Source organism: Halococcus salsus, from assembly GCF_009900715.1.
In the GTDB taxonomy this organism is placed as follows: domain Archaea; phylum Halobacteriota; class Halobacteria; order Halobacteriales; family Halococcaceae; genus Halococcus; species Halococcus salsus.
The window spans coordinates 1-18,126 of sequence record NZ_JAAAJC010000016.1; the positions used below are offsets into that span (position 1 = coordinate 1).

At 53.0% G+C, this 18,126-nt stretch carries 15 protein-coding genes and 1 pseudogene; 10 read left to right on the plus strand and 6 right to left on the minus strand.

The features are described 5' to 3' along the window. Positions 1-666: IS5 family transposase (locus GT355_RS16915; protein WP_160135713.1), on the minus strand; the 666-nt coding region annotated here is incomplete at its 3' end. A 156-nt stretch (positions 667-822) separates the two neighbouring features. Between GT355_RS16915 and GT355_RS16920 the strand changes: the two genes are divergently transcribed. Then, a complete protein-coding gene (locus GT355_RS16920) occupies positions 823-2,001 on the plus strand; it encodes an MFS transporter (RefSeq protein WP_240145873.1) in 1,179 nt (392 codons plus the stop codon). A 229-nt stretch (positions 2,002-2,230) separates the two neighbouring features. On the opposite strand, the gene GT355_RS16925 is transcribed toward GT355_RS16920, so the two are convergent. Continuing rightward, the gene (locus GT355_RS16925) at positions 2,231-3,232 is read right to left on the minus strand and encodes an LLM class flavin-dependent oxidoreductase (protein ID WP_160135714.1); all 1,002 of its coding nucleotides are present in this window, start codon (positions 3,230-3,232) and stop codon (positions 2,231-2,233) included. After that, positions 3,198-4,118: a dihydrodipicolinate synthase family protein gene (locus GT355_RS16930; RefSeq protein ID WP_160135715.1), complete on the minus strand. Its 921-nt coding sequence runs from the start codon at positions 4,116-4,118 to the stop codon at positions 3,198-3,200. The genes GT355_RS16925 and GT355_RS16930 overlap by 35 nt, the downstream gene beginning before the upstream one ends. A 495-nt stretch (positions 4,119-4,613) precedes the next feature. On the opposite strand from GT355_RS16930, the gene GT355_RS16935 reads away from it, so the two are divergent. Beyond that, positions 4,614-5,372, plus strand: coding sequence for an IclR family transcriptional regulator (locus GT355_RS16935; protein WP_160135716.1), 759 nt, complete (start codon positions 4,614-4,616; stop codon positions 5,370-5,372). A 75-nt stretch (positions 5,373-5,447) separates the two neighbouring features. Here GT355_RS16935 and npdG read toward each other — a convergent pair whose 3' ends face one another. Next, the gene (npdG, locus tag GT355_RS16940; protein ID WP_160135717.1) at positions 5,448-6,116 is read right to left on the minus strand and encodes an NADPH-dependent F420 reductase; all 669 of its coding nucleotides are present in this window, start codon (positions 6,114-6,116) and stop codon (positions 5,448-5,450) included. A 345-nt stretch (positions 6,117-6,461) separates the two neighbouring features. On the opposite strand from npdG, the gene GT355_RS16945 reads away from it, so the two are divergent. Both GT355_RS16945 and GT355_RS18760 read left to right on the plus strand, forming a co-directional pair. Continuing rightward, positions 6,462-7,706, plus strand: a complete 1,245-nt coding sequence (locus tag GT355_RS16945) for an Nramp family divalent metal transporter (RefSeq protein ID WP_160135718.1) — start codon at positions 6,462-6,464, stop codon at positions 7,704-7,706. A gap of 434 nt (positions 7,707-8,140) precedes the next feature. Beyond that, a pseudogene (locus GT355_RS18760) lies at positions 8,141-8,356 on the plus strand (hypothetical protein); the annotation flags it as partial. A 1,445-nt stretch (positions 8,357-9,801) separates the two neighbouring features. Here GT355_RS18760 and GT355_RS16950 read toward each other — a convergent pair. Continuing rightward, positions 9,802-10,323: an HTH domain-containing protein gene (locus GT355_RS16950; RefSeq protein ID WP_160135719.1), complete on the minus strand. Its 522-nt coding sequence runs from the start codon at positions 10,321-10,323 to the stop codon at positions 9,802-9,804. Positions 10,324-11,365: 1,042 nt separating this feature from the next. Between GT355_RS16950 and GT355_RS16955 the strand changes: the two genes are divergently transcribed. From GT355_RS16955 to GT355_RS16970, 4 genes are all read left to right on the plus strand, one after another. After that, positions 11,366-12,478, plus strand: coding sequence for a TrmB family transcriptional regulator (locus GT355_RS16955; RefSeq protein ID WP_240145874.1), 1,113 nt, complete (start codon positions 11,366-11,368; stop codon positions 12,476-12,478). A 497-nt stretch (positions 12,479-12,975) separates the two neighbouring features. Further along, on the plus strand, positions 12,976-14,109 hold the full coding sequence (locus GT355_RS16960) for an MFS transporter (protein WP_240145875.1): 1,134 nt from the start codon (positions 12,976-12,978) through the stop codon (positions 14,107-14,109). Between the two features lie 331 nt (positions 14,110-14,440). After that, positions 14,441-15,025, plus strand: coding sequence for a winged helix-turn-helix domain-containing protein (locus tag GT355_RS16965; protein ID WP_160135721.1), 585 nt, complete (start codon positions 14,441-14,443; stop codon positions 15,023-15,025). A 19-nt stretch (positions 15,026-15,044) separates the two neighbouring features. Continuing rightward, positions 15,045-15,575: a PIN domain-containing protein gene (locus GT355_RS16970; protein WP_160135722.1), complete on the plus strand. Its 531-nt coding sequence runs from the start codon at positions 15,045-15,047 to the stop codon at positions 15,573-15,575. A gap of 414 nt (positions 15,576-15,989) precedes the next feature. On the opposite strand, the gene GT355_RS16975 is transcribed toward GT355_RS16970, so the two are convergent. Next, positions 15,990-16,661: a TrkA C-terminal domain-containing protein gene (locus GT355_RS16975; protein ID WP_240145876.1), complete on the minus strand. Its 672-nt coding sequence runs from the start codon at positions 16,659-16,661 to the stop codon at positions 15,990-15,992. 28 nt (positions 16,662-16,689) lie between these two features. Between GT355_RS16975 and GT355_RS16980 the strand changes: the two genes are divergently transcribed. Continuing rightward, on the plus strand, positions 16,690-17,268 hold the full coding sequence (locus tag GT355_RS16980; protein WP_240145877.1) for a serine integrase family protein: 579 nt from the start codon (positions 16,690-16,692) through the stop codon (positions 17,266-17,268). A gap of 410 nt (positions 17,269-17,678) precedes the next feature. Beyond that, complete coding sequence (locus tag GT355_RS16985) at positions 17,679-18,020, plus strand: hypothetical protein (RefSeq protein ID WP_160135724.1); 342 nt, start codon at positions 17,679-17,681, stop codon at positions 18,018-18,020. The last annotated feature ends 106 nt before the right edge of the window (positions 18,021-18,126 follow it).

An 18,126-nucleotide genomic window follows, 5' to 3' on the forward strand; every position in this document is an offset into this window, starting at 1 on the left:
GACCCGCGCGTTGTGCGCGTGGTCGACGGGCCGGAAGATCCGATGTTTGATCAGCGGTCTTACGCCCTCTTCGCGGAGTTCCTCCCGTAAGGCCATCCAGTCGTAGCCTTTGTCGGCGGCGAGGCTGAGCAGGTCGCCCGCGTTCCGCAGGGCGACCTGCTCGCCGATCTGGGTGTCATGGCGTCTTGACATGGTACAGTGAACGTCCAGCACCGCCAGAGAGTCCGTGTCGACGAGCGCGGTGGCTTTGAGCGTCTGTACGCGATAATCCGTGCGACGGCAGTAGTGGCGACTCGCGTTCTCGCGGTCGAAAAACGTCGAGTCGATCGCGGCGTGACCCGAAGGCTCGTGCAGTTGCGCCGAGAGGCGCAACAGCACTCGCCAGATCGCCACGGTGAACCTGTCGAACGCTTTGACTAACGTCGAGTGATGAGGGAGATCGGCCGCCTCAAGGCCGATCTTCCGGAGTATTTGCGGCATCTCGCTCAGGAGATCGAGCGCGGCGCGATAGGATTTCTCGAGGTAAACCCGGAGACAGTGGAGCGAAACGAGGGCATGGTCGGCGAATCCGCCGCCTCCAGCGGGGGCGGCGGATTCGTCTCGTCCACCGACAGCGTTTTTGGCTAACGTAACTGCGCGAGTCGTGAAGCGGGAAACTTTGGACATAGCATCTCATGGTTTCCCGCTTCAGCTCCCTTCCTCTCACGGTTCATCCTGCCGCCGTCTAGCGGTTCACCAGAGCCGAGTACGCTAAATAGAGCTGTTCCTTTAGATCCAAAGTAAGTCAGCACGCTTTCCCCTCTCAAAGAGATAGCACAGGTAGTGAAGCGAATATGGGACTATCGGGTAACTCTCGTCGTACTCTGTACGCTGGCGTTTTTCGCGACGATGGTCGCTCGATTGGTCATCAGTCCAGTGGTGCCGGAAATCGTTGACACGTTCGATTCCTCGAGCAGTATCCTCGGACTCGCTCTGACTGGTCTCTGGATGGCGTACGCGTTCGTGCAGTTTCCAAGCGGTGTTCTCGCCGACCGATACGGTGAGCGACGTGTTATCCTCGCTGCAGTTGGACTCACAACGGTCGTTAGTGCCCTACTCGCACTCTCGCCATCGATGCCCGTCTTCCTCGCCCTTACACTCCTTTTGGGCGGTGTTGCAGGGCTGCACTATAGCGTTGCGACAACGTTTCTCACCCGGAAATTGAATAATATCGGCACTGCGATCGGTCTCCATAATTCCGGGGCTCCACTGGCTGGATTGGTAGCCCCCATTGCAGCGGCGGCTGTGAGTCAGTGGTTTGGCTGGCGAGTAGCGATCGCCCTCGGGGCTATGGCTGCCTTCCCAGTATTCGTTCTCTTTCAATGGAAAGTGCGGCCAACCGAACCCGCACGTCCTACAGAGCCGATGGGCGACCGATTCGCACTGAGACCGGTTATCGAATTGCTCTCCCGGCGAAAGATCGCGTTCACTGCTCTCCTGGCATTTCTGTTTGAGTTTATTTGGCAGGCGACGGCGTCGTTCCTCCCGACGTTTCTTATCGCGTATCACGGTTACTCAGTGACCTTCGCTAGTACGCTATTTTCGGCATATTTCGTCATACAGGGGCTCACACAACCCGGGATTGGGTCGCTATCGGATCGGTACGGTCGCGAGGAGATTGGAGGCCTATGTGCAATCTTCGGGATCGGCGGGTTCAGCCTGCTCCTCATCGGATCACAATTGGCAGTACTTCTCTTCGGGATTATTCTCGTCGGTGTCTCAATGGGCTGGGGTGCAGCGCTCTTGCCACGCTTCGTGGACAATCTTTCAAGTGCTGAACGGGGTGCTGGATTCGGGCTCGTGCGAACAACCTACATGATGATGAGTGCAACCGGGAGCGTCGTGGTGGGAACGATCGCGGATACTGCTGGTTGGGGAGTCGCTTTCGGGACGTTTCTCGTGTTTCTCACAGTCATATGTCTGCTACTTGTGACCAACCGCATACTCGAGCTCGATTTCTAAAAAATTGTTAGATCACTTGCCCAGTTGCTTAACCTGAAGTCGGATACCGAGCAAAGAGTTCTGTGATACGAACTTCAGCGACAGGCATCTCTGCGAGACTTGCAGTAAGAAGTCGTAGGTACACTGATGAACAGCGCCTTCATCAAGCTAGCTCTAGTCGAAGTCTCAGATTGTTTGATAGAGGTGTTTAGCTGCCTTCCATCGGAAATACATCGTTCCTACCGCGCCGTTACTTGAACGATGGGAGGACCTCCTCGCCGATTCGGTCCATTCTGTCGACCATCTCCTCGTACTCCATTCCCTTGTAGTTGAATCGGAGAAGCAGATGGTCGACACCGATCAGTTCACGGTACTCGTTTATTTCATCGATGCACTGCTGCGGTGTACCGAAGATAACTCGATCCTCCGCATACTCTTCAAATTTGTCGATGTTGTAATTGGTGAAGAACTGGTGCCCACGGCCTTCATAGACACTGTACTTGTCGTGCAAGTGTTCTTTCGCTGTTCGCAGTGCTTCCTCTCGAGTATCTTCGACGATGATATCCCTGAGGAGAGGCCTAGTAGCCGCGGGTTCCGAGAGGTTGTCCTCGTACACCGCGTTCTTCTCTTCAAGGGCCGTCTTGTTCGCTACTGCACCTGGTATCCAGGCATCGGCCCGTTTCGCGGCCTGTGAGAGGAGATACTCGCCCCAGACACCGAGCCAGATATCCGGTCGTGGCTCTTGGATTGGTGTCGGAGCAATACTGTAGTCCTCCATAGAGAAATGTTTGCCATCGAAAGTTGTTGGTTCACCGCTCCACAGCTTTTTCAGTAGAATGATGTTCTCGATGGTTCGCCCGATCCGGTCGTCTTTCGAGACGCCCATAGCGTCGAACTCAATCGGGTCGTACCCGAGTCCCAGCCCACAGATGAATCGGCCGTCGCTGATCACGTCCAGCATCGAGCACGCATTCGCGAGCCACGCCGGGTTGTAGAAGGGAGCGATAATGATGTTGCTCCCTAGTTTTATTGTCGATGTTCGAGATGCGACGGCCGCGAGATTAAGCATCGATGCGGACCACCACTGATCGTCCGGCGTGTAGTGTTCCGCAAACCACACTGAATCGAAGCCGTCTTCTTCAGCCTGCACGACCTGATCCAGAGTCCGATCGAAGTTGTTCCCTCCCTCAATCGGTCGAATGCCAAATTCCACCCTCCTAGCCCCCTTTCTGCCACTTATCAAGCTCCTCACGGAGCTCTTCCTTTTCTTGGTCGGTGATGGTGGGTTGCGGTCGACGAACCGTTGCGTTGTCGATGATGCCCTGCTCTTTCAACCCATACTTGATGCGAGAGGTGGCTTGCACTATCGGTCGCCGGAAGAGAAGTTCCTTCAGTTCGAGCAGTTCTTCTTGTTTTTCGAGCGCATCGTTGTATCGGTTCTCGCGTGTCAGTTCATACATTTCAACCCACTCCTCCGGGAATATGTTAGCAACACCAACCAGCGCCCCGTCGATGCCGAGCATGAACGACTGAGCGAGGAATCGATCGTTTCCGGAGAGGATACTGATATCGCCGCCACTGCTTTTCAGCGTGTGGACCACGTCGGTAAACAGCTTCACGTTGAAGCTCGCTTCCTTGATTGCGATCACCGAGTCGAGCTGTGATATTCGGGCGAGAGTGTCCGGCTGATACCAGTACGATTCGATGGGTACCTGAAACAGCACGAGCGGTATATCAGTCCGCCCATCAAGTTGCTCAAAGAAGTTGTACCGCATCTCCGGTGATGGTTCACCCCATGCGAATAGTAGCGGTGGGATGATCATCACTGCATCGATACCAGTGGTCGCTGCTTCATTGATCTTCGAGATAGCGTCCTTTGTCGACTGTGGGGCGACAGTACCGACCAGCGGAACGGACTCGTCGACCTCTTCCGAAGCTATCTCGAAAACACGCTTCTTCTCTTCGAAACTGAGCACCGGTCCCTCACCGACGCGCGTGCACGCTATCAGCCCGCCGATGTCCTCCGTTGCGCTCAACGAACTGACCAGATTGCGCAGGCTATCTTCATCGATCTCTTCGTCTTCGGTCAGCGGTGTGACGTGGGGGACGAACACCCCGTCCATCTCGTTGTTTACCATCATTTGTGAGTTGCCGTGGTTTCGCTTGCCGCCCCATCGAGGGTCGTTTCATCGACCGATGGGTTCTCGGCACCGATCGCAGGATGCGACGCAGGCATACACTTTGCTGTATCGCAATCCGTGACTCTACGTATAGACTCATTCATCTTAAATTCTCCCCTATGAGTGAGGAGACATTTTCGGTCAAGGCCGTAGAAACGACGTTGGGTTGTGAGCTATCAATCGTCATTCTCATCTGACGAACATTATAATACTAAAGTAGGATCGGTATCGAACCCTATACGAGTCAGAGGGTGTGTAGCGCCTCTACCGCTGCAGTCACTAGTTTTCTGTATTTTTCCGACTCAACATCGTAACACCACTACCGTTGTTACGAGAGCGCTCAAAACCGAAAATCGTGTTCAATGACGGCGGGCTCACTCTCGTCGTCCGGTCAGATGACCCACCCCTTTCAGCAGAGGGGAATTTTATATACCTACTCTTTGAATAGCTACTATGGGCGAAGACACGCGAACACTACAAACGGTTGAGCGAACTATCGACATCATATCGTATCTGGAGGAGATGAACGGCGCTCGGGTCACCGAGATCGCCGAGAGATACAGCGTGGCTGCGAGTAGTGTGCACGCTCATCTCACGACGCTGAGAAACAATGGCTACGTGGTCAAACAGGGGGACGAGTATCAGTTGAGCCTTCAATTCCTCAAGGTCGGGAAATATACACAACAACGTACGGAGGCACGAAGGCTTGCTGATAAGTATACGAGGAAGCTCTGTGACGAAACCGGCTATCGTGCCATTTTCCTCGTGGAAGAACATGGCCTTGGCGTCTTTTTGTATATGTATCCAGGGGAACATAATGCGTGGACACACAACTCTCCCGGCCAGCAGTCACCGCTCCACACGCTCGCGGCCGGAAAGGCGATCCTGGCGCACTATCCTGAGTCGAGGGTCAGAGAAATATTAGAAGAGAAGGGGATGCATCGGAAGACAACGAACACAATAACCGATATCGAAGTCTTCCTCAATGACCTAGAGCGCGTTCGCGAGCGCGGGTACGCCGTGAACGACAACGAGAACGTCGACGGGATCAGGGCTATCGCTGTCTCCGCTCAGGGGCCAGCCAATGAGTTAATCGGATCGTTCGGAATCTCCGGCCCAACTGGTTCGATGACCGAGGAGAGCTTTCACGACGACCTCCCACGTAAACTCAGAGAGATAACCGATGAATTCGAACTCGAACTGACGCTATAGCGAGTCTCGCATGTGGTACCCCTTCGGTAGTCATTGTACCCGAAAAGAGGTCCGAGTTGTCGTTGGTCCGTCCCGCTATCTGAACTTCACACCCAAGTCGTGCAGGTCACTGTTGTTCATCGATAGGTTGATCAGGAGCGGCGTCAGACTCTCTACCTCCCTACTGTTCGCAAGCGCACCAGCGTCACACGTTCCGAGTCCTTCAATCCCCTCCAATAGGGCTGTCACTTTCTGCTTTGACTCGTCGTCGTCCCCAGTTACGACCACGTCGAGGTCAAGATCGCGATCAAGATCGGTGAGGGCTCCTGCCGCTAGGTTCTGGAAGGCACCCACTACAGGAACCTGGTCCGGGAGAACGTCCGAGATCTCCTCGGCAACGCTACCGACTTCCGAGGACTGGTAATGAAAACCAGTCTCGTTACGCGACATCCTCACACAAGGACTGACCACAACTGTGTCGTCTTTGAGATCGGACCGGACCGCTTGAACGGTGTCTAGCACGTACCTGGGTGGAACACAGACGATGACGAAATCTCCCTCACTGGCTGCCGTCTCGTTGCTCGCTCCGACAATGCGTGAGTCGTCAGCGTTCGGAGCGAGGGTGTTCCTGTAGCTGGCCGCAGCATCCTCGGCCTTCTCCCGCCGACGGGAGCCGATGACGACATCGTGACTGGTGTCACGTGCGATCCGGAGTCCGATACCCTCTCCTATGTCACCGCTACCGCCGAGCAGAGCGATTTGCACACTGCTACGTGAAAACCCACTCTAAAGTATGTATTGGTTCCTCGAAGACACGGTCGGACTGATTCCGGAGGCCTCCGCACGTGCTTCTCGTTATGACGAGTAGCACCACGGACTACTAGAAACACAGCAAAGACCAATAACTTTATTATACGTCAATGATATCGGTGACCGTGACAAGACAAGCCACCGATCGGGATAGTGAATACTGTTGGATCGGCCGGTGGAGCACACGGAGCACGATAACATTGACAACGGATAACGAACGAGCGGGCGACATCCGCGGACGACGAAGACGAAGGCAGGACCGAGCGACACAGACGACAACTCATCGGGGACAGTGAGACGATGTCATCAGAACCAACGACCATAACGGAAATCAGCCTCCCGGAGGTAAGCGAAGCGATCAAGAGAATAGGCCCAGCGTTCATCCTCGGAGCATTGACTATCGGTCCCGGGGCGCTCGTCGTTTCCAGCGTGACCGGTGCGCAGTTCGGATACGGGCTTCTCTGGGTGCTCGTGGGGGCGGTCCTGTTCTCGATGATATTCCTGGATATGTCCGCCAGAGTGGGGATCCTCTCGGATAAGTCATTCTGGGGGCTAGTGGAGGAACGATTTGGACGTCCCGCTGCCGTCGTCGGAGCTATCATGGGCGTAATGACAACGATCGGATATGAAACCGGTAATATCGTGGGCGTCGCACTGGGAATGAGGGCAATATTCGGCGGTGACATCGTGCTCTGGGGCACAGTAGCAGCCGCGGCCGCGCTCTTCCTCATCAGTAGACAGGGACTCTACGACAAACTCGAACGGGTGATACTGATACTGATTGGGGTGATGATCATCGGGTTCGTCGGAACACTCTACTTGGCGGGCTTCTCCCCGACGCAAGCCACCACAGGCCTCGTTCCGTCCTTCGAGAACCAGCGTGCCTTGTTTCTCGGTATGACGTTGTTGTCGACGTCGTTCAGTATGTCAAGCATGGTCTATCAGACCTACCTCACCAAGGAGAAAGGCTACGGGAGATCCGAGTTGGGGCAAGCGGTGTTCGACTCGGTCGCGGCGATGCTCATCATGGGTGTGATACTTTCAAGCGTCCTCATAACGTCCGCTGCAGTCCTGAATCCCGCCGGTATAGTCCCGGCAACGGCGGCCGATATAGCGCTCCAGCTGGAGCCGATCGCCGGAGAGAACGCGAAACTCCTGTTCGGAGTCGCTTTGCTGGCTGCGGCGTTCTCGTCCATCGTCGTGAACGCCATGCGGGGCGGAACGTACTTCGCGGATGGGGTCGCCCAAGTCTCCGACATGGATGACAGGGTTGTGAAGTTGGCCTCTGGCGGCGTGATCGTCATCGCGTGGGCCGCCGCCGTGATCCCGCAGTTGTTTGGCGGGTCCGCAATAGATACTATCATCATCGCTCAGGCGTTTGCCATCATCGTGCTCCCGTACTACGGTGCGTTGCTCCTCTACTTCGCTAACGATGAGGGGCTCTTGGGTGAGTTCGTGAACAACCGGTGGCGGAACGTCGCGGGCGGACTGGCGTATCTGATCAGCGTTGCCATAGCGCTCTCCTCAATAACGTCGTTCATCTGAGCGCGAGCTACACCACACTTCACTCACGCGACTACAGATAGAGTATGTGAAGGACCCTATATCAGCAACGTCATCGAGATTGACGTCAATAATAAAGTCTCACTCTATTCAATTCAAATATGGTCGGGTCCGTTTGTTCTCCACTTTTCCTGTGTTCAATGTGTCTTTTAGTTTGGAACTCTTGTTTGGTCTCTCTATCGGGAAATCAATAGTGACTAATATCGACATATACGGGAAAATATATTCTTATTCTGAACTAGTCCATTCTTCTCCAGTAAATTTTCACCAATGAGGCACTCATAGCGTACTCCCGACCTCGGCTTGGGTGGATACGATCCCTGTGCCCTCCCTGCATTGTATAACGAATATCTGTATGCATCAACAGTTGAGATCGCTCAGCTTGATGCTGTTGGTCTACGAGTGGAAACTTCTTACTACACTACGTCGAAATCAGCGATACGGATCCCTGGGAGTGTCGATGGGACCGTCATTCGAATGCACATAACGCACGCCTCCACTTCCATCATCCACCAGCAGGCGAGGAAATCACGGACCTTACCTGGGCCTCTATCTACCCGATCAATGTCATCTCGGCAGTCGTCGGTACGATCGAACAACGAATCGAACAGCAGCGGGCGACTGACGACTAACAGGAATCCATGAGTTCGAAATTCTTAGTTCCGTTACACCCAGCGCTGCTATCTCCCCGCCCTCGGCAGAGATTGACGAAAGCCATGCTCTCCATAGAATGAATAGTGCTCTCGCTCACACCCTTGTTCATGCACGAGGTAGGGCTGATAACTTACAAGACACCAATATATGTGTTCGTTTTAACACGTTCGTACCGACTCTCCCTATCTGCTTCGTCATTTCGTAGAAATTGTTCTCAATAGCAGTTGTTGGTAATACGATTTCTTTATTCAGTGTGAAACGTGTAACGAGTACGCTCCACACATAGTTGCGACGCTAAAACTGAATAAAACTTCGCGCTACCAACTACTGATAGGGAGGAATCCACTTCGACTTGCCTGCCAATACGTTGCCGAAGTTCTACCCCCTGCAGCTACACGATACAGGCGTTTTCGGCTCACAATCAAACAGTGTCGCGCGCTCGGACCCGAGTGCTGTTTGATTCGTAAGGGTGCTCAGTATATCGGTCAGGATGTTTCGTAGATACTCGTTGAGAGTGGGTGGGCAGTTGCTCATCGTCTTGCTCTGCCGGAAGTCCGCTAAGAGAGCAATAGGAAGTAGTGGCCCTCCAAGGACGATGGTCAATGCGACACCAATAGCGAGAGGATGATCTGATGGGAGAAACGCGAATCCGAGCAATATCGCTATCCAGATTGCGAGTCCTTCTCCGATGATCGGTCGCTAGTTCGTGGCTGGCAGACGAGTGTCCGATTGGTTAGTAGTGTGCACTATCTTTAGTCGACCTCTGAATTCGGCGGTAGTCTATGTGTCGGGTTGAGTCTATCATGTTTACGGGAACTTGCGCCATCGTTCGCCTCATTCTCAGCTGAGCGCAGCACTCATCCGGTGGCAGTAGTCTTGCTGCCGTTGATTCACTACGGATTGGGTTTCTATCGTAATTTAGTTCGACGGTTTTCCGCGAAGACTGACGATAGATCGAGCCTCTACCGGACGCTCTCTATCAGGCCATCAGCGTAGTCGTGAACGGCTGCAGGACCACCAGTGAATCGGGCGCTATTGTAGAGCAATAGCTGTGAGACTTGGGGGTTACGACGTGTCGGACGCTAACGTAGCAAGCTGTGTGGACTCACTCTGTTCATAGTTTTAATGGGTACTTGACGACCCATACGTATTCGACAATATAGCTTGGTACTATTGGAGTTATCTCGTTTAGCGAGTAGACTACTAACGAGGAAGTGACTTAGCTGAAACGTGGCTTTATATTATTTATTATCCATGCGAAACCAATTCTTCATTCACTACCGGGGTTTGTCGGACCACTGCAGAGTAACGGGTCGAGTGCCGTTAGCGCTGTCATCTGGCTCATTGGCCTCGTACCATGGTAACTACTCTTACTGGTCAATGGAAGAGCTTGAAGAAAGTAGGGGAACCGGTATTTAGGGTCCTAATTGACTGGTGCTTCCATCGTTTCAGTTTTGATGATGAGCTTGTTGTCGGAGTCAACAACCCCATCAATCGTCCCAGTAATCACGAGATTCGATTTTGGCGTCGGACCGACGGTGATCGAGTCACCTTCGTAGAAGTCCCGTACCGACCCCTGCATTCGAAGCTCGGCGCGGCACCTCTCAGGATGATGGACGCTCATCAAGTTGATCTCTTGGATAACCTGCTCGTCGATGGGTTTACCATTGTGGCTGAGTGGGATGGACACAGGCTCGTCCATTTCCTCGATATCGAGCGTGTTGTAGGCCTCAGCCGTGGGCTTGTAGCCACCCTTCGGCCCTGGAACCCCCTCCACTAACTGGAGAGCTTTCAGGCTCTGCATCTGGTTCCGGATCGTGCCTGCGTTCCGGTCGATCTGCTCGGCGATGGCCTCACCTTTGACAGCGTTCTCGCTCTCCCGGTAGAGGTCGACGAGTTCTTGGAGGATCGTCTTTTGGCTCTCAGTCAGCTCGATCGATGGCATACACAGAATAGTGGGTTACTGTCGGTTAAACTCCATGGGTGAAATCAGATGGTACTCAAATCTCGGAGTCGCGCCTTGATTCTTGAGATAAGAGAAAAGGAGAGAGATCTGCCACTTGATAGCACTTGAGCGAGTATGGCAGGCCAGATTGTTAGGTTTTTGTGTTTATGTCGCAACCTCGTGTCGGTGTATTTCCCTGAATAGACAAATTAAATGCTACAATTAAAATTGTACATGAATAACCCGGCGAAGAATTGAACAAGTGAAGAGTATTAGTACCCTGGACCGTGTGAAGTATTAGCATATGGAAAAAGGCATGGGAGCCGAACCCACCCAGAATATTGATGATTTGTTAGTTCGGTGCCCGGAGTGTGGCATACCTTTCTTGGAAGAAACCGCTATGAAGAGCCACAGAACGGAAATTCACTAACAGTATGGCTTACAGTCGTCGCTCAGGTCGACATGCTGGCGTTCCCACTCGCGACGAGCTTGAGTTCGCGACAGTCGTGTTGGGCAATTGAATTAAGCGTACACTTTAGTACGGTGTAAGTGTATTCCAACGTATCTACTCTTTCACGCTAACCGCTATGCACCCCACATTAGATGAAATCTCGTTGCAACTTACCAATTTTTCGCTTCTCGACAAATTCACCGCGTCCTATCTAGATCAGTAAGTTGAGTTTGCGTGACGACAAACAACAAGGCAATGCCAGTTGGAGACAAGACCTCGCTTATACACTGTGTTCAATGCGGCGAGGTGTATGTGGGGTCACCAAACATCAACAACAAGCTGATCCCGAATGGTTCAGCAGCCGGTGGGCAGTGTCACCAGTGCGGTGGCGACGAGTTCGAGCGCGTTGTGTTTCCCTCGTCTGATTAATTCTCACTCCAGGGTTCCAAGTGGAAATTCCGTCATGCCTGTGCTACCTGTCGATTGATCTATAGGCTAACAAGGTGTACCTCTCATCATCGTAATCGAGACAATGCCCCATTAAGGGCAATCGAGCATATAGTGTACCTCAGGAGACCGAAACCTAAGTTGATGGATAACGTACCCTCAAACACCATGGATACCGATGAACTACATGCAATTCTAGAGGAAGCTGGACTCTCTCCTTACCAAGCCGATGCATACGAGACCCTGCTTGAACTTGGGTCAGCATCCGCGAGCGAGATTGCAACGACAAGCGGCGTTCCACAGCCGCGTATCTACGACGTACTCCGAGCGCTGGAAGATGACGGGTACGTGACTACCTACAATCGGGACCGCCTCTACGCTCAAGCCAATGACCCATCAGAAGCACTTTCCGGACTCCGAGGAGCTATCAAACGGTATGAAACCGCGATTGGAGAAATCGAAGCGAGATACCAAGAATCAGAAGTAGATGAAGGAGACGTAAGTCTCGTTCGACGGTTTCGAACTGTATTCGAACACTCTCGGGAAGTCATCAAAACAGCTGACGACCACATTCAACTCGCAGCTACACCTGACCAGTTTAGAAAACTCCAGACGGAACTCCAAGCCGCACATGAGCGCGGCGTGCACATTCAGCTCTCGCTTCACGTGCCGCCAGACAATAATCTCCCACTTGATAAATCTGAATTCGAGGGCATCTGTACCGAAGTCCGACGACGCGACCTTCGTGGACCATTCCTCCTTCTAGTGGATCGTCACCAGGCATGCTACTCCACACATAATCAGCTATCTGACGAGTATGGTGTCCTCGTTGATGATTATATAACCGCGTATGTATTTCATTGGTACTATATAACTCGTCTCTGGGAAGTCTACGATACGATTTACGATGGACACAACGAACAACTACCTTACTCCTACGTGGAGATTACTGACTGCATTCGTGCAGTAGAGCCCTTACTCAACAACAATGCAATCATTACCGGGCGTATTGAGGGTGAGTTCGTACGTACCGGTCGAGAGTCTGATCTCTCAGGACAGTTTGTTGATGTTGAATACACGGGCTCCCGAACTGACGAAGCACCTGCTTCGCTATTAGAATTGGCTGCCGAAGCGAGGTTGCGGTTTGAAACTGATGACGATAGCTATACTGTCGGCGGACGGGGGGCCCACACTGAGGACGTCGCTGGTAAACGGTTCATTATCGAACAGATCGATGATCCCGCAGGTGATGGCTAATAAGTTCCAACCTTTGTTGGCGGCAGTCCAGAACCCTTCGAAGAACACAACAAGCGAATTTAGTATATTCAGTATCGAATCTATTCTAGTAGTATAGTTGAAAATTTAACAACATACTGTAATCAGAATACAAAGCACGCTTTCGGAATGTACTGTCTCCACTTCCACTGATCAGATCAAAGGATACTATTCCCAGATTCACCGAGCGAGGCGTCAATTGTATTCTGGTTGCTAACTTTGGAAAAGCTCCAAGCCAAAGTCGATGGTACCAATCGTAACTGAGACCGCTCCCCACCTATTACCCAATCAATCATAGAAATCGCAGTGTTTACAACAGCTATAGTTAACTATTCTGACAAGTCTTAAGTCGCTTTCGTGCGAACTCAGCAGTGATGACTGGATTGCTACCCACCAGAAGTGGTGCACAGGCAGTGTGGAATCGAATAGTTGGCGCGACTAGAAGTGAAGCTAGTCGTGCTCGAGTTGCCGACGCAACTATGTTTGCGATCGTCGGGATGGTCTTCGGGACGTGGGCGGTGCGTATCCCGGCGATCAGAGACGCACTTAGCTTGTCAGCCGGAACAGTCAGTGTGGCGCTTTTGGCTCTCGCGGCTGGCAGTATTGTGGGGCTTGTCACAAGCGGCGTCCTCGTCTCACGTTTCGGTGGACGACGAGTAGTGCGTGCGGGATTGGTCGTCTACTGTCTCGCGCTACCGATTGTCGGCCTCACAGGTGGCTTGGCTGCATTGATCGGTGCGCTAGTAGTCTTCGGCTTCGGGAAGGGGCTGATGGACGTCGCGTCGAACTCACAGGGCGTCAGGATCGAGCGTGCCTATCCAACCCAGATTATGGGGAGTTTCCACGCTGTGTTCAGCGGTGGGGGTGTCCTCGGTGCAGTGGTCGGTTCGGTGGTTGTTGCGTTGGGGCTCTCGGTAGAAGCGCACTTCACGCTTGTCAGTGTCGTTTCGTTAGTCATTGGCCTCGTAGTCAGTCGATGGCTTCTCGAGAATGATCCGAGCGCTGCTGGCGGCCAGCATTTCGCGCTTCCCTCCCGAAAGCTTGCTGGCTTCTGCGCGATCGGGTTCTGTGCCCTATTCATCGAAGGTGTGGGTAATGACTGGAGTACAGTCTTTTTAGAGAGCGCTGCGGGCGCCGAGGCTAGCATCGCGGCACTCGGCTTTGGGGTATTCTCATTGACGATGATGGCTGGGCGCTTTTTGGCCGACCGGATTGTCCACCGTATTGGATCGAAGCGCTTCATTCGGCTTGCAGCGGGCGTTGCAGCAATCGGTCTCGCGCTGACGCTCGTAGTACAAACTACAGTCTCGTTAATCGGGTTTGGAATCCTTGGGTTGGGCCTTGCTGGAGTGATGCCCGTTGCAATGAGTATGGCGGGCAATCACGACTCGGAAACTCCGACTGAGTCAGCTGTTGCGGCGGTTTCGACCGCCGGCTACGGCGGGTTCGCGATTGGCCCGGTTGCAATCGGAGTGCTTGCTGATGCGAGCTCGCTGCAGGTCGCGTTCCTGCCCGCACTCGGTCTTGCTGTTGCTATCGTTTTGCTCACGCTGACACTTCCAACGGTCGCCCAGAGAGTCGACCAGACCCAGGGTTCACCAGCTGATGACTAACTGAGAAGTAGATGTAATTATAGGTTGTTTGTTTCACGGATACTACACTACTTCATGGCAAGCTTCAATTTGTAGATGGTGACAGGAATAGATCGCTGAATTCAGTTAGCAATATCACTAGCAATAGTCGCCAGGCGCACACATAGTGAGTGACACCCCTCTGCGAAATGCATTTCTTCCCCATTAGGCGAATCTAAGGGGTCTTATCCTCGAAGAGAGCTCTGAGGCCCACTGGCTTCAAACAATTCCTCTGAAAGGGCCAACTGGTTTTTCGTCCTCGAATTTCGTTGCCTCCAAAGAGTTATTACCCAATACACGAATCATGTATTGTATGTCGACAGCAAAAGGCGATCCCGAGCGAGCCGTCGACGGCTTCATCGCAGTCGCGGATCTTCTCGATGAGCCACGTCTCGCGCGAATCTATACCTACATTCTTCAGGGTGAAGCTGTCACCATCGATGAACTCGCCGCTGATCTTGACACCCCACGAACCACTGCCTACGCCGATGCGGCATCGCTCGTCGACCTCGGTGTTCTCACTCGTGACGAGACCCAGAAAACTCACACCTACACCGCCCGGCCTGTCGTGCTCACCACAGTGCTCGATGAAGACGAGTACACGATCACCCCGACACTCATTGATGCAATCGGACGGGTTCCCCGCGATCAAGACCTCAGCCTTCTTGTCGAAAAATACGGGATAGGAAAGCTCGCCGCCGCACTCACCTACGCGATTCCCTACACTGATGGCGAAATGAGTGAGCGCGTGGCAACTCGCGAACTCGGTCTCCAGCATGCCTTTGGAGTCGCCGTTCTGCATGCTCTCCGGGAGGTCGTTCTCGATATGCGTGAAAGCGACCCCTATTTCGAGCGTATTCGGAGCGGCCGAGATACTCCTCTTGGCGAGGCCCAGTGAACGGGGAATTTCGCCAATAATGGAATTCGCTACGGAGCTCTCTGAGAATCCACTATGGATCGCTGATACAGGCGTGTTCATCGCCGCTGGACGCCAGGAAAACAGCAAATTCACTGCCCTTGCACGCTTCGCAAAACGCCATGACGCGACGTTCGTCATTCCTCACCGCGTCTATGACGAACTAAGCGGGGCTCCAGATCGAAGCACGCCCAGTGAATTGCCTATCGACACCGCCATCGACGCTGGATGGGTGCGTATTGCAGACCCACTAGACTATACAAATCCTGCTGTCGCTACGGTCATGGACAATGTTCGTGGCTACATTGCACGAGCTTCGAATCGAAACGAGGATACTATCGAGAAAGCCGACACCGCTCTTGCTGGTGTCGCTGCACAGCTCCTCGAAACCGGCGAGGCAGGCTATATCTATCTCGTCACGACCGATATCGACGCTGGAAAAGGGGCTGTCAATGCTGTCGGCAACGCCGGATACAATGGCCAAATCGAGGTTGTTGATGGATTCGAGCTACTCGATGCAATCACGTCATAGAAGCCGATACTGAAGCCTCTGTGCAAAGGATGAAGAACTCTCGTGGCGAGGTTGATGCTCCGCTCTCCCCGGGGCCACAGTACCATTCGGTCTCGTAGTCTTAATCACAGTTGGTATACTTCTCACAGATCGCACATATTTGATGTTCTTCATCCCGATTGTCAGTCGAAGCACGGGGGTGGGCGGCGATTTGGATGGTGAATTCTGGTCACCTAACGACACCGACTTGTAGTATATAATGAACGGTGCTTGTCTGGTTAATGGTGAAAACAGGTGTTTTCGAACCCGAAATTGAGTATCAATCAGGATCAATCTACGATAGAGGATGATGATTCGACTAACACTCTCGCCCCCGTCTCATCGTAGGAGTATTAGTAAGTGGGAAAGTATTAGTTACAGAAAAAGTTACTACTACTATCCTGTAGATTCCTCCTGTTCTTTGATATATTCATTGTGCTCTTCAACGGCGTCCTCATGTGCTTGCGTATCGCTTTGGTCACGGTCTGCGAGTTCTTGTAGTCTATTTTCCTGTCCGTAGAACACAGCCGTATCACCCGATTGTATCTCGCTATCAGACCCCGGAGCACCGATATATGACCCATCTTGCCTCTCGATAGCTAATACGCGAACTCCCTCGTCAGGGAGATCTAATTCAGCCAGTGGGCTTCCAGTGATCCAATCCCCTTCGTCAGCATCGATTTCTGCAATGCGATACTTGTCCCGAAGTCCGAGAACCTTTGCATAATCTCGGATTTCGAGGTCAGTCCTCCGGTTGAGTATCCGCTTGATAAGTGGCGTGACGACACTATTGAGCCACGAACTCCTCGCAACGAGGAATAGGATGACAGATCCCGCGACGATATACACAATACTGAGGAAATCATCACCGCCGCTCCGAGTGAACGACAGGACGAGCGAGGCGATCGCACTGACGAGACCGAGACTCCCAAGGCGGAAGAGTTGCGTAATGATGGTCCGTCTACCGGGTGTTTCTGTTGCTGCTTCAGCCTCATCAGTCGTATACCCAGCTCCGGTAAACGCCGTTGCGGCTTGGAATTGAGCGACATCCGGCGAGAGACCAGACATTTCCAATGCGACTGCCCCGATTCGTGTGATGAGCGTCGCTAAAGCGAACACGAGCAGTAGCGATAGGATTGGGTTTAGGGCAACCATAGTGGGGATCCACCAACTACGTCTAAAAAAATACCGTACCCCCCGACTACGCTCCAAACGCTCACGCCGTCGAGAGTGGCGAGGTCGAGCGCGTGATCGCTTCGGAGGTGTCGCGTCTCTCGAAATCGACCTCGATGTGGAGAACCCCGACCACTACGCGCGCGCGTTCCTCTCAGTCGCCGCGACGTTCGCCGAGCTCGAGGCCGAGATCAAACGCGACAACATTCGCGAGGGAATCGCGGCAAGCCGCGCTCAGGGGAAGTGGCACGGTCGACCACCGTTCGGGTTCGACGTCGGTTCAGAGGGCTATCTCACCCCGAACGAGGACTATGATACGGCGGTCGTCATCATCGACGAACTCGACAAAGGAACGAGCAAACGCGAGCTCGCCCGTCGAGCCGGCATCACCCTACAACGGTCAGGGCTATCGACGACAATCGCGAGCGATACATCCAGGGTTCGATCGAGGCAACCGTTGATGGATAGCTCTGCAACACATACACTCCATGCTGATATATAGGTAGGAGAAGAGTTAAAAATCCAGAGGTTCGGAGGATGGATTGCTACAAACCACCATCTCAGTTACATGGCGCCGTTGCTTAATTGTCTTCGGTCGAGATAAAATAGATTACTAGATTTCGGTCAGTAGAGCTACCGATCTTTAACTACAACTCATCCCACGCTTCTCATACGGTCTTCTTAGGGTGCCAATCTCGATATGACGTCGTAGAGATCTCCCGAAACACTTCACGTCGGGATGGTTGGGCCGTGTCATTCTCTCTTCGTTCACTCATCAGGGGAAGTTATTATTGACCGATAGTTATTCTCCTGTTTATAGGTGGTTCAATCGTATCCTGCCAACCCTCCGGCCCCGATAGTGGCCGTGAGGACCCCACAAGGTTTTCAAGCTATGCTTGAGTTACCTCTTTCATGAACTGGCTCTCAAAAGCTCCTCGACGCCTTTTCACCGCTCGTAGTGTTCTCGTACTGTTTGGGTTCCAAATGGCGCTCTTCGTTGCCTCGATGCTGAAAGACGTTCCACTCTCCTTCAATGGGGGAATCGTTGATGGAGTAGTCCTGCTTGTGGTTGAAGAAGCTCGCTTGGTGAATGCGGGAATCGACCTCCTGTTGTTCTCGTCGGGCTACTCTGGAGATCTGGACCTCATAATGGGTTTCCTTGCACTCCCTCTTGTCTATTATCTCACTGCTGTCGTGGTGGCTCTTCCTGGACGAGCGGCCTACCAGCTTGGTCGGAAACAACTTTTGTCGTAACCGATTGTAGCACGCGCCAATTCTCAGGCCTACCCGGCTCTGAGGCCGGTGAGAATGCGATGCTGGACGATGACGCTCCTTGTAGAAAGAAGTTCGATGAGACATT

Excerpts from the sequence above, each read along its gene's own strand:
- GT355_RS16955 (WP_240145874.1), top strand. The coding sequence starts at position 11,366 with ATGGATAACGTACCCTCAAACACCATGGATACCGATGAACTACATGCA.
- GT355_RS16980 (WP_240145877.1), top strand. The coding sequence starts at position 16,690 with ATGAGCGTCGCTAAAGCGAACACGAGCAGTAGCGATAGGATTGGGTTT.
- GT355_RS16985 (WP_160135724.1), top strand. The coding sequence starts at position 17,679 with ATGAACTGGCTCTCAAAAGCTCCTCGACGCCTTTTCACCGCTCGTAGT.
- GT355_RS16965 (WP_160135721.1), top strand. The coding sequence starts at position 14,441 with ATGTCGACAGCAAAAGGCGATCCCGAGCGAGCCGTCGACGGCTTCATC.
- GT355_RS16950 (WP_160135719.1), bottom strand. The coding sequence starts at position 10,323 with ATGCCATCGATCGAGCTGACTGAGAGCCAAAAGACGATCCTCCAAGAA.
- GT355_RS16960 (WP_240145875.1), top strand. The coding sequence starts at position 12,976 with ATGTTTGCGATCGTCGGGATGGTCTTCGGGACGTGGGCGGTGCGTATC.
- GT355_RS16930 (WP_160135715.1), bottom strand. The coding sequence starts at position 4,118 with ATGGTAAACAACGAGATGGACGGGGTGTTCGTCCCCCACGTCACACCG.
- GT355_RS16935 (WP_160135716.1), top strand. The coding sequence starts at position 4,614 with ATGGGCGAAGACACGCGAACACTACAAACGGTTGAGCGAACTATCGAC.
- GT355_RS16970 (WP_160135722.1), top strand. The coding sequence starts at position 15,045 with ATGGAATTCGCTACGGAGCTCTCTGAGAATCCACTATGGATCGCTGAT.
- GT355_RS16945 (WP_160135718.1), top strand. The coding sequence starts at position 6,462 with ATGTCATCAGAACCAACGACCATAACGGAAATCAGCCTCCCGGAGGTA.
- GT355_RS16975 (WP_240145876.1), bottom strand. The coding sequence starts at position 16,661 with ATGTCTGGTCTCTCGCCGGATGTCGCTCAATTCCAAGCCGCAACGGCG.